This is a genomic window from Campylobacter sp. CNRCH_2014_2452, assembly GCF_025772865.1.
Classification (GTDB): Bacteria; Campylobacterota; Campylobacteria; order Campylobacterales; family Campylobacteraceae; genus Campylobacter_D; species Campylobacter_D lari_D.
This window is the reverse complement of record NZ_JAKMSX010000003.1, coordinates 73,567-85,929: the sequence shown is the minus strand read 5'-3', so window position 1 is coordinate 85,929 and position 12,363 is coordinate 73,567. Positions and strand designations below refer to the sequence as shown.

Sequence of the window (12,363 nt, the reverse complement as noted above, 5' to 3'; positions counted from 1 at the left end):
TTAGCTCTTTTTAGAATAAAGATTGAGGATTGATTTGGGTTTCTTTATTTTTTGGAAGCTCAAATCCACCTAACATATGAAAATGTAAATGAAAAACTTCTTGTCCGCTATTTTTTCCACAATTTGTGATTAATCTATATCCACTTTTATCAAGTCCTAAAAGAGTAGCTAGTTCTTGGATAAATTGTGTCATTTCACTCATTAATTCAGGTCTTAATTCTTGAAAGTTTTCAAAATGCTCTTTTGGAATGATTAAAATATGAATAGGTGCTTTAGGATTAATATCATGAAAAGCTAAAAATTTTTCACTTTCTAAAACTTTATTAGCAGGAATTTTTCCTTCTACGATTAGTTCAAATACGGTTTTTTCTCTCATTTAGTAGTCCTTTTTTTATTATTTTTGCTAATTTTAAATAATTTTACATTAGAATGTTTAAAAAAAATTTAGTTGGAGCTAAAATTGCAAGATATGATAGAAAAAATTGCTTCTGCAAATACTTTAGCAGAACTTGAAAATATAAAAGTAAGTGTTTTGGGAAAAAAAGGTATTTTGACTTTAGAATTTGCAAAGTTAAAAGATTTGCAAAGTGAAGAAAAAAAAGAATTCGCTAATGGTTTAAATAAAACAAGAGATGAATTTAATGAAGCTTATCAAATAAAATTAAAAGAATTAGAAGAAAAAGCTTTAAATGAAAAAATGAAACAAGATGTGCAAGATTTTAGCTTTTTTGATGAAACTTCAAATGCAGGTGCTTTGCACCCAATCATGCAAACTATGGATAAAATCATAGAGTATTTTACAGCTTTAAATTTCAGTATAGAAAAAGGGCCTTTGATTGAGGATGATTTTCATAATTTTGAAGCATTAAATTTACCACAAAATCATCCTGCAAGAGATATGCAAGATACTTTTTATTTTGAAGATAAAACCTTGCTTAGATCTCAAACTTCTCCGGTGCAAATTAGAACTATGCTATCTCAAAAACCACCTATTAGAATGATAGCACCAGGTGCAGTTTTTAGAAGAGATTTTGATATTACCCACACCCCTATGTTTCATCAAGTAGAAGGACTTGTGGTAGAAGAGGGTGATAAAGTTAATTTTGCAAATTTAAAAGATATGCTAGAACATTTTTTAAAACATATGTTTGGCGATGTAAAAGTGCGTTTTAGACCAAGCTTTTTTCCTTTTACAGAGCCATCTGCTGAAGTAGATATTTCTTGTGTGTTTTGTAAAGGTTGTGGATGTAGGGTTTGTAAGCAAACAGGATGGCTTGAAGTTTTAGGATGTGGTGTTGTTGATCCTAATGTTTATAAATTTGTTGGTTATAAAAATGTAAGTGGCTATGCTTTTGGTTTGGGTGTGGAGCGTTTTGCTATGCTTTTACATAAAATTCCTGATTTGCGTTCTATGTTTGAAGGTGATTTAAGATTATTGGAGCAATTTAGATGATTATTAGTAGAAATTGGTTAAATGAATGGATTGATTTAAGTGAAATACCAACACAAACTATAGTAAATACTTTAAATTCTATAGGATTAGAAGTTGATAGTTTCAAAAGTGTTAAAGCTCCCCAAAAAGTTGTAATAGGTAAGGTTTTAGAAAAAGTTAAACATGAAAATTCAGATAAATTGAATATTTGTAAAGTAGATGTTGGGAATGAAATTTTACAAATTGTTTGTGGGGCAAAAAATGTTGATAAAGATCAATTTGTGGCCGTATCTTTAGTAGGCGCAGTGCTTCCTAGCGGACTTGAGATAAAACCTGCTAAACTTAGAGGGGTTGAATCTATGGGTATGATTTGCTCTTCTAGTGAGCTTGGTTTTGGAAAAAGTAATGAAGGCATTATGGTTTTAGATGAAAGTATGGGAGAGTTAGTTTTAGGAAAAGCTCTTAATGAATATGATTTATTTAATGATGAATTAATTGAAATAGAACTTACTCCAAATCGCGGGGATTGCTTGAGTTTATATGGTGTTGCTAGAGATTTAAGTGCAGCGCTTGATTTAAATTTAAAAGAATTAAATCCTTTAAAAGAAGGTGAAAATAGCGTAGGTATAGGAAGAATACTAAGTGTTAAAAATCAAAGTGATGTTGAAGGATTTTTTGCTTATAAGGCACTAGAGATTAAAGAAGAATTTAAGTTAAATATCACGATACAAATTCGCCTTGCTTTGATTGAAGCATATAAAAATAACAACATAGAAAATCTTTTAACTTATGCAACTCATGCAAGTGGAGTGATTTTTTGTGCTTATGATTTTCATAAGCTTTGTCAAGATTGTCAAATTGATGAAAAGATTGTTTTAGAGATTAAAACTCAAGAACATGGGGAGTATGGGGTTTATTATAAAGATGAGTTGATTGCTTTAGCAGGTATAGAGCAAGAAGATAAATTTAAAATCAATGATGAGAGTAAAATCATCATTATAGAAGCAAGCTATACTCATCCTCAAACTATAGCAAACGCAATAGCCTTTTATAAAAAGAAAAATGACACTATATATCGTTCTTTAAGAGGCAGTGAGCCTAAGCTTTCTTTGGGAATGGAGTATTTATTTAATGAGTGCTTAAAAATTAGTGCAATGAGTGTTTTTTCAGGAAGCCAACAAGTTTTTAAAGAAAATGAAGCAAATATTATTGGGATTTTTGGTGCAGAGGTTGATAAAATCATTGGTATGCCTATAGATAAAAATAATTTAGTCAAAATTCTTAGAAAACTAGGCTTTGAAATAAGTGTGGTAAATGATGAACAATTTAATATTAAAATTCCACTTCACCGTAGTGATATAGTAAATATAGCTGATATTAGTGAAGAAATAGTAAGAATTATCGGTATTGATAATATCCCATCAAAAGCTTTAGAATTTAGAGAAAAAAATCGTTTAAATCAAGTATATTTTGATTATCAAGAGCTTAAAAATTTAAGATTAAAAGCAAGCAACAATGGATATTTTGAAAGTGTGCATTATGTTTTAGATAATGAAGAAGAATTAAGTCAGCTAGGATTTAAATGTATTAAAAACAAACTCATTAATCCTATTACTAACGAACTTAATACTTTAAGAAGTACTTTGATAAATCATCTTTTAAATGCAGTAAGCTTTAATCTAAGAAATTCAAAAAAGAAAATTAAACTTTTTGAGTGTGGTAGTGTTTTTGATGAGTTTTCAAATGAGCATGCTAAATTTGCAATGATCTTTAGTGGTTATAAAGAAGAAGCTAAAATCACAAATAAGGCCAAGCCTGTTTTAGTGGATTTTTATACCTTTTTAGCAGAATTAAAAAGCATTATAGGTGAGTTTAGTTTACAAAAATCAGAATATGCATTTTTAAGTCCATATGAACAAGCAAATGTATATAAAAACGGCAAGCGTATAGGTTTTGTAGGTAGAGTGCATTTAAGTATAGAAAATGAAAGGGATTTGGTTAAAACTTATATTTGTGAGCTTGATTTGGAAGGCTTAAAACAAGACTTTAAAACCGCTAAAGCATATTCTAAATTTCCATCTATGAGCAGGGATTTAAGTATAGTTATACCTAAGGGTTTTGAATATGAAAAAATCAAACACACTATTGCTAAATTAAATATCGAAAGATTAGAAAGCTTTAGAGTGGTAGATTTATATACAGATGAGAATTTAGGCGATTTTTATAGCTTGACTATTAATTTGGTATTTAGAGATTTTGAAAAAACCTTAGAAGATAATATTATCCTTGAATATATTGATAAAATTATCAAAGCTTTAGATGATGAGCATGGTTTAAAACTTCGATGAAGATAAGCCCTATTGATTCTTTTAAAGTAGAGCTTGAAGATATAGCTTCTGATAAGTCTATATCTCATCGCTTTGCTATTTTTTCTTTGCTTACTCAAGGAACTTGTAAGATTAAAAATTATCTAAAAGCACAAGACACTTTACATACTTTAGCAATCATTCAAGCTTTAGGAGCTGAAGTTGAAGAAATTGATGGATTAATTTATATTAAAGCTCCAAAATATATAAAATCTCCAAATTGCGTTTTAGATTGTGGAAATTCAGGTACAGCTATGAGACTTTTAATAGGTTTTTTAAGTGCTATTGAAGATGAATTTTTTGTTCTTAGTGGAGATTGTTATTTAAATGCTAGGCCAATGAAGCGAGTGAGTGGGCCTTTGATGAGTTTAGGAGCTAAGATTTTTGGAAGAGCTAACGCAAATTTAGCGCCTATTTGCATACAAGGGGCTAAGTTAGATGGTTTTGACTTTAGTAGTAATATTGCTTCAGCTCAAGTAAAATCAGCTTTAATTTTAGCAGCTTTATTTGCCAAAAAAGAAAGTTATTTTAAAGAAATTGAGCTTTCAAGGGATCATAGTGAGATTATGCTTAATAAAATGGGAGCTTGCATTGAGTATTTAAATGAGGATAAAACTTTTATCAAAATCAATCCTTTAAAAGAAAAATTAAAAGCATTTGAAGTATGTGTACCAAATGATCCATCATCAGCCTTTTACTTTGCCTTAGCTGCTTGTATTTTACCTCATTCAAAAGTAGTCTTAAAAAATGTTTTGTTAAATAAAACACGCATTGAAGCCTTTAAAATTTTAGAAAAAATGGGTGCAAAGATCACTTATAATATTACTAATGAAGATTTTGAAAGTATTGGAGAAATTTGTGTTGAAAGTACGCCTCTAAAGGCGGTAAATGTGAGTGAAAATATCGCATGGTTGATTGATGAAATTCCAGCTTTGGCTATAGCTTTTGCTTGTGCAAAAGGAAAAAGCATTATAAAAAATGCTAAAGAATTGCGCGTAAAAGAAAGTGATAGAATCAAATCAATTGTATTAAATTTGCAAAAATGTGGCATAAAAGTAAAAGAATTTGAAGATGGCTTTGAAGTAGAAGGCGGCGAAGTTAAAAATGCTAAAATAGAAAGCTTTGGAGATCATAGAATTGCGATGAGTTTTTTAATTTTAGGTTTAAGATGTGGAATGGAAGTAGATGATAGTGAATGCATCAAAACTTCTTTTCCAAATTTTATTGAGATTTTAAAGCAAATAGGAGCTAAGATTGGAGATTGAATTAGCAAAAAGTTATGGATTTTGTTTTGGAGTAAAAAGAGCTATTAAAAAAGCCGAGCAGATTAAAGATGCAGCTACTATAGGACCTTTAATTCATAATAATGAAGAAATCACAAGACTTTGGAAAAATTATAATGTTAAAACATTAAATGATATTAATGAATTAAGCACAGAAAAAAAAGCCATCATTAGAACTCATGGTATTACAAAGCAAGATTTAGAAAAATTAAAACAAAAAGATATAGAAATTTTTGATGCAACTTGTCCTTTTGTGACTAAACCTCAAAAAATTTGTGAACAAATGAGCAATGAAGGTTATGAAGTTGTTATTTTTGGGGATGAAAATCATCCTGAAGTAAAAGGGGTTAGAAGTTATGTAAGTACTAAAGCTTATGTAGTGCTTGATGAAAAAGAATTGCTTGATATTAAATTGCCTTCTAAAATTGCAGTAGTATCACAAACTACAAAAAAGATAGAAAAATTTATGGAAATTGTAAATTTTTTAATGCTTAGGGTTAAGGAAGTGCGTGTTTTTAATACAATATGTGATGCGACTTTTAAAAATCAAGAAGCAATCAATGAACTTGCTAAAAAAAGTGATGTAATGATAATAGTTGGAGGGAAGAACTCAGCCAATACTAAACAGCTTTTTTTGATAGCAAAAAACTATTGTGAAGATAGTTATTTAATCGAAAATGAAAAAGAAATTCAGAAAGAATGGTTTAGCGGTAAAGAAAAATGTGGCATTAGTGCGGGTGCTTCTACACCTGATTGGGTGATTGATTTGGTTTTGGAAAAAATCAAAGAATACGCCAAAATTAACTAAGTTTAAAGAAAACAATACTATAATCAACAATTAAAATTTAAAACAAAGGACCACAATGAGCGAGGTGAACAAAAAAGTTCAAAACAGACTAGAGGATATTATCATAGAAGAAGATTTTGAGCAAATGCTTGAAGAATCTTTTAAGTCTGATGAGGAGGCAACTACACAGGGTATAATTGTCGCGATTAAAGGCGATGAGGTATTTGTAAATGTAGGACAAAAATCAGAAGGTATTTTAGTAGCAGAAGAAATTCAAAACGAAAAAGGCGAATTTATCTTCAAAGAAGGTGATACATTAGAAGTTGCTATAGTAGGTTCTCGCGGTGGCAGATCTTTACTTTCTCATAAAAAAGCTTTAAGAAAACAAAAAGTTAAAGAATTTATTAACAATTATAAAGATGATGAAAGTATATTTGATGTAAAAATCATTGGTAAAAATAGAGGTGGCTTTGTAGCTGTGGATGAAAATGGAGTGGAGTTTTTCCTACCAAAATCACAAAGCAGTTTTAAAGATTCAAACAATATTATCAATAAAACTTTTAAAGTTAAAATTATAAAAATAGATAAAGAAGCTCAGAGTATAGTAGTTTCTAGAAAAAAAATAGTAGATGAGGAAAGAAAAAAACGCAAAGAAATTATTTCAAATGTATTAAATCAAGAAGAAATTATAGAAGGTGTTGTTAAAAAAATCACTACTTACGGTATGTTTGTTGATGTAGGCGGTGTTGATGGTTTAGTTCATTATAGCGAAATTTCTTATAAAGGACCAGTAAATCCTAGTTCATTGTATAATGAAGGTGATAAAGTTCCTGTAAAAGTGATTAAATATGATAAAGATAAAAAACATCTTTCTTTATCTATAAAACTTGCCATGCCTGATCCTTGGGATGAAATCAAAGATGGTTTAGAAGTTGGCGATACTATTAAAGTTACGGTTTCAAATATAGAACCATATGGTGCTTTTGTAGATTTAGGAAATGATATAGAAGGATTTTTACATATAAGTGAAATTTCTTGGGATAAAAATGCTAAAAATCCAAAAGATTATATTAACGAAGGTCAAGAGCTTGATGTGGAAGTGATTGAAATTAATGCTAAAGAAAGAAGACTTAGAGTTTCTTTAAAAAATTTATTAGCAAAACCTTTTGATGAGTTTTTAAAATCATATAAAGTAGGTGATGTACTAAAAGGCAGTGTTACTTCCGTGACTAATTTTGGTGCTTTTATAAAAATTGCTAATTTAGAAGGTTTATTGCATAATGAAGATGCTTCTTGGAATAGAAGTGATAAATGTAAAGATATGTATAAAGTTGGTGATGTTGTAGAAGTTAAAATCATTAAACTAGATAAAGAAAATCAAAAAATTTCTTTAAGTACTAAAGAATTACAAAAAAGTCCTGTTCAAGTTTATGCTCAAAAACACCAAGTAAATGATGTTATATCTGGTAAAATTAGAGATATTAAAGATTTTGGAGTTTTTGTAGAGCTTGAAGAAGGCGTTGATGCGCTTATTCATAAAGAGGATTTAGGTAATATTGATTTTTCAAGTTTAAAAGTAGGTAATACAATAGAAGCTTTGATTGTTTTCATTGATGAAAAGAAAAATAGAATTCGTTTAAGCGTAAAAAGCCTTGCAAGAATGAAAGAAAGAGAAGCGTTAAATGAAATCAATGATAATGACAAAGTAACTTTAGGTGATATTATCAAAGATCAACTTTTATAATAAAAAATGAAAAAATATACCCTTTATGGTATTTTAGGTTTTTTAAGCCTAATTTTATTTATTGCTTTTATTTTTATGGTGAGATATGTAGATATTGGGAATTTACCTATCTCACAAAATGTTAAATATTCTTTTGATGAAATAAAAAAAGAGTTACCACAAACTTGGCAAGATAAACTTTCAAATATTAAAATCAATGATTTTTCTCCAGCAGCAAATGAATTTTATATGAGTTTTAATATGGATGATTCTGTAGTAAAGCCAAAACAAAAATTTTATATGCTCGATGTAAATAAAAATGATGTTTATTCTATGTTTTGTTTAAAGCAAACTCTGCATTCTTTTTTTATCAAATACACTTTAACACAGAGTAAAGATGAAGTGGCAATTTATTTAGATACAAATAATGAAAAAGTATTAAATACACTGATCGACAAATTAAAAATTTACAACATAAATGCAAAATTAAAGGAGGTTTGGTTATGAAAAAAATTATTGTATGTGATGCGATATTAGACAAAGGCGTAGAACTTTTAAGAAAAGCTGATGATGTTGAGCTTATCGAAGCAGCACATTTGCCTAAAGATGAACTTTTAACAAAATTAAATGATGTAGATGTTGCTATTACTAGAAGTTCAACGGATGTGGATTTGAAATTTATCAATGCATGTTCTAATTTAAAAGCTTTAGTTAGAGCAGGCGTTGGGGTTGATAATGTTGATATAGATGAATGCTCTAAAAAAGGCATTATAGTAATGAATGTACCAACGGCTAATACCATAGCAGCAGTTGAGCTTACTATGAATCATTTATTATGCTCTGCAAGATCTTTTGTAAATGCTCATAATTTTTTAAAAATACAAAGAAAATGGGAAAGAGAAAAGTGGTATGGTGTTGAACTTATGAATAAAACTTTAGGAGTTATAGGTTTTGGTAATATAGGTTCAAGAGTGGCTGTACGTGCAAAAGCTTTTGGTATGAAAGTTATAGCTTATGATCCTTATGTGGTAGCTTCTAAAATGACTGATTTGGGTATAGAGTGTGTGAATTCTTTAGATGTAATCTTAACTCAAAGTGATTTTATTACCATACATACGCCAAAAACAAAAGAAACAACAGATATGATTTCTTTTGAAGAAATTTCTAAAATGAAAGATGGCGTAAGATTGATAAATTGTGCCAGAGGTGGTCTTTATAATGAAGATGCATTGTGTGAAGGTTTAAAAAGTGGTAAAATAGCTTGGCTTGGTATCGATGTGTTTAATAAAGAACCAGCAACTAATCATCCATTTTTAGACTTTGAAAATGTTTCTGTTACTTCTCATCTTGGTGCAAACACTTTAGAAAGTCAAGAAAATATCGCTATCCAAGCATGCGAGCAAGCTTTAAATGCTGCAAGAGGAATTTCTTATCCTAATGCTTTAAATTTACCGATTAAAACTGAAGATTTACCAAGTTTTGTAGCACCTTATATTGAGCTTATTTCCAAAATGGGCTTTTTGGCTGCTCAGCTTGATAAAACTCCTATTAAGGCTATTAAACTTGAGAGTGAAGGACAAATTAGCGAGTATAATGAGTCTTTATTAACTTTTGCAACAGTGAGTGTTTTAAGAGGTATTTTAGGTGAGAATATTAATTATATTAACGCACATTTTGTAGCTAAAGATAAGGGCGTAGAACTTTCTTCTTGTATTCTACCAAGTAGTGGTTATAGTAATAAAATCACTATAAAAGTAATTACAGATAATTCTAACCTTTCTATCTCAGGAACTATTTTTGGTGAAAATGAACAAAGAATAGTAGAATTGAATGGTTTTGATGTAGATTTTAAACCAAAAGGGAAAATGATAATTTTAAACAATAATGACATACCAGGAGTTATTGCTAATGTTAGCGGAATTTTAGCCAAAAATAATGTCAATATAGCTGATTTTAGACTTGGTAGAAATGGCTTTGGAAAAGCTTTGGCTGTAATTTTGCTTGATACGAAAATTTCAAAAGCTTTGCTTGAGGAATTAAGAGCTATTGATGCTTGTATTTTTGCAGAATATGCAGAAATTTAAGGCTTTTTATAAGCCTTAATTGTTACAATTATTTTTTAATTTTAAAATTAAGGAAAATATATGGCTTCTTATGGAATGGGAGATTTAAAAAAAGGTTTAAAAATAGAAATTGATGGTATTCCTTTTAAAATCGTAGAATATCAACATGTAAAACCAGGAAAAGGTCCTGCTTTTGTTCGTATTAAAATTAAATCTTTTATCGATGGTAAGGTTTTGGAAAAAACTTTCCATGCAGGGGATAAATGTGAATCTCCAAATTTAGAAGAAAAGCAAATGCAATATCTATACGATGATGGTGAAAATTGTCAATTTATGGATACTCAAACTTATGAGCAAGTTGCAATTAGCGATGAAGATGTGGGTGAAGCTAAAAAATGGATGCTTGATGGAACCATGGTAGATGTTTTATTTCACAATGGAAAAGCAATTGGTGTGGAAGTGCCTCAAGTAATGGAACTTAAAATTATTGAAACGGCACCAAATTTTAAAGGTGATACTCAAGGCTCAAACAAAAAACCAGCTACTTTAGAAACAGGTGCGGTAGTGCAAATTCCTTTCCATGTATTAGAAGGGGAAGTAATCCGCGTTGATACTGTGCGTGGAGAGTATATAGAAAGAGCAAATAAATAATCCCTTATTTAAGGGATTATAAAGTTCTTAATTTATTAATTTCATCTCTAAGCATTGCTGCTTTCTCAAACTCAAGATTTTTAGCTGCTTCTAGCATTTGTTTTCTTAATTCTTTTACTATTTTAGTGCGTTCTTTCGCAGGCATTTTTTCAAGTTCTTTGCCTTTACGATAAATTTCTCCTTGTTCAAGCTCATGTTTTAAACTTTCTTCTATGTTTCTTTTTACTGAGGTTGGTGTGATGTTGTGCTTTTTATTATAAGCTTCTTGTAGGGTTCTTCTTTCATTGGTAGTATCGATAGCTTCTTGCATAGATTTTGTGATTTTTTTAGCAAAAAGTAATACTTTTCCATTGACATTTCTAGCCGCGCGTCCCATCGTTTGAATGAGTGCAGTGGTGCTTCTTAAAAAGCCTTCCTTGTCTGCATCCATAATCGCTATAAGGGAAACTTCAGGTAAATCAAGTCCTTCTCTTAAAAGATTAATCCCGATTAAAATATCAAAAGCGCCACTTCTTAAGCCACGGATGATTTCATTGCGCTCAATTGCATCAATTTCTGAGTGCATGTATTTTACTTTTAAGCCAAGTTCCAAGTAGTATTTACTAAGCTCTTCAGCCATTTTTTTAGTTAAAACGGTTATTAAAACTCTTTCATTACGCTCTATAACTTTTTTAGCTTCATCGTATAAAATTTCTACTTGATTTTCACTATCTTTGATTTCTATTTTAGGATCTAAAAGCCCTGTTGGACGCATGATTTGATAAAAAATATTTTCTTTGCTTAATTCTAGTTCTAAAGGTGCAGGTGTGGCTGAAACAAATAAAAATTTACAATTTTTATTAATAAATTCATCAAACATCAAAGGTCTATTATCTAAGGCACTTGGCAAGCGAAAACCATAATCAACCAAAGTTTGCTTTCTGCTTCTATCCCCTGCAAACATTCCGCGAAATTGTGGTAAAGATACATGAGATTCATCTACAATGACTAAAAAATCTTGATTTTTAATGGCAAAATAATCAAAAAGCGTATAAGGTGTATCGCCGCTCTTAAGCCCTGTTAAATGCAAGGCATAATTTTCAACTCCTTTGCACATGCCAGTACTTTGAAGCATTTCAAGGTCAAATTCTACCCTTTGTTTTAGTCTTTGTGCTTCTACGAGTTTATTTTCATTTTCAAAATAAGCAAGGCGTTTATTTAATTCAGCTTTTATACCTTTTATAGCCTCTTTAAGTCTAGCTTCACCTACGCTAAATTGACTAGTTGGATAAAGTATAAATTTTTTTAAGTCTTTACCTTTTTTATTTTCTAAGATATTATAATAATACATCGCCTCAAGTTCATCGCCAAAAAATTCAAGTCTAATAGCTTCATCCTCATAATAAGCTGGATATATATCTACTATATCTCCATTGACTCTAAAATCAGCTCTGTCAAAGAAATTATCATTGCGTTTATAACCCATATCTACAAGTTTTTTTAAAAGTTCTTTTTGATTTATTTGCATATTTAGTTCTAAAATTAAAACCATACCCACATACTCACTTGGATTTCCTAAACCATAATTTGCTGAAACACTAGCTATGCAAATAACATCATCATAACTTAAAAGCGAAGCGCTTGCGCTTAGTCTTAATCTTTCTAAGTCTTCATTAGTAGAGCTGTCTTTTTCTATAAAAACATCGGTTCTTGGTATATAAGCCTCGGGTTGATAATAATCATAATAGCTTATAAAATACTCCACATGATTATTTGCAAAAAAGCCTTTAAATTCACTATAAAGTTGCGCGCATAAGCTTTTATTGTGGCTCATGATAAGAGTAGGCATATTTAAGTTTTTAATGATATTTGCCATAGTGAAAGTTTTTCCACTACCTGTAACACCTAGCAAGGTTTGGTATTTATTGCCTGCTTTAATGCTTTTTACTATACCATCAATAGCTTGCTTTTGATCAGGACTTGGCTTAAATTCGCTAGTAAGTTCAAACATAATTTTTCCTAACTTGTATTTTTACTAATTTTACACAAAATTTTTTTTAAAAATTTAAATTTTAAAAC

The 12,363-nt window shown here is 29.8% G+C and carries 10 protein-coding genes; 8 read left to right on the top strand and 2 right to left on the bottom strand.

Annotation, left to right across the window (positions count from 1 at the left end; genetic code table 11):
- Positions 1-10: 10 nt before the first annotated feature.
- On the bottom strand, positions 11-376 hold the full coding sequence (locus tag L8X38_RS02550; protein ID WP_220566684.1) for a histidine triad nucleotide-binding protein: 366 nt from the start codon (positions 374-376) through the stop codon (positions 11-13).
- 84 nt (positions 377-460) lie between these two features.
- Here L8X38_RS02550 and pheS point away from each other — a divergent pair, with 84 nt between their 5' ends.
- Genes pheS through efp form a run of 8 tightly spaced genes read left to right on the top strand, consistent with a single transcriptional unit; the run spans position 461 to position 10,305 of the window.
- Positions 461-1,453 (top strand): phenylalanine--tRNA ligase subunit alpha, encoded by a 993-nt coding sequence (gene pheS / locus L8X38_RS02545; protein ID WP_263659752.1) that lies wholly within the window; start codon positions 461-463, stop codon positions 1,451-1,453.
- Positions 1,450-3,780, top strand: a complete 2,331-nt coding sequence (gene pheT / locus L8X38_RS02540) for a phenylalanine--tRNA ligase subunit beta (protein ID WP_263661203.1) — start codon at positions 1,450-1,452, stop codon at positions 3,778-3,780. Before pheS ends, pheT begins: the two co-directional genes overlap by 4 nt.
- Positions 3,777-5,063, top strand: coding sequence for a 3-phosphoshikimate 1-carboxyvinyltransferase (gene aroA, locus L8X38_RS02535; protein WP_263661202.1), 1,287 nt, complete (start codon positions 3,777-3,779; stop codon positions 5,061-5,063). Before pheT ends, aroA begins: the two co-directional genes overlap by 4 nt.
- On the top strand, positions 5,053-5,889 hold the full coding sequence (locus L8X38_RS02530) for a 4-hydroxy-3-methylbut-2-enyl diphosphate reductase (protein WP_263659749.1): 837 nt from the start codon (positions 5,053-5,055) through the stop codon (positions 5,887-5,889). The genes aroA and L8X38_RS02530 overlap by 11 nt, the downstream gene beginning before the upstream one ends.
- Positions 5,890-5,944: 55 nt before the next feature.
- The gene (locus L8X38_RS02525) at positions 5,945-7,612 is read left to right on the top strand and encodes a 30S ribosomal protein S1 (protein WP_263661201.1); all 1,668 of its coding nucleotides are present in this window, start codon (positions 5,945-5,947) and stop codon (positions 7,610-7,612) included.
- Between the two features lie 6 nt (positions 7,613-7,618).
- Positions 7,619-8,098 (top strand): hypothetical protein, encoded by a 480-nt coding sequence (locus L8X38_RS02520; RefSeq protein ID WP_133319893.1) that lies wholly within the window; start codon positions 7,619-7,621, stop codon positions 8,096-8,098.
- On the top strand, positions 8,095-9,675 hold the full coding sequence (gene serA, locus L8X38_RS02515; protein ID WP_263659747.1) for a phosphoglycerate dehydrogenase: 1,581 nt from the start codon (positions 8,095-8,097) through the stop codon (positions 9,673-9,675). Before L8X38_RS02520 ends, serA begins: the two co-directional genes overlap by 4 nt.
- A 60-nt stretch (positions 9,676-9,735) precedes the next feature.
- Positions 9,736-10,305 (top strand): elongation factor P, encoded by a 570-nt coding sequence (efp, locus tag L8X38_RS02510; protein ID WP_039618934.1) that lies wholly within the window; start codon positions 9,736-9,738, stop codon positions 10,303-10,305.
- Positions 10,306-10,321: 16 nt separating this feature from the next.
- On the opposite strand, the gene uvrB is transcribed toward efp, so the two are convergent.
- A complete protein-coding gene (gene uvrB / locus L8X38_RS02505; protein ID WP_263661200.1) occupies positions 10,322-12,295 on the bottom strand; it encodes an excinuclease ABC subunit UvrB in 1,974 nt (657 codons plus the stop codon).
- Positions 12,296-12,363 lie beyond the last annotated feature (68 nt).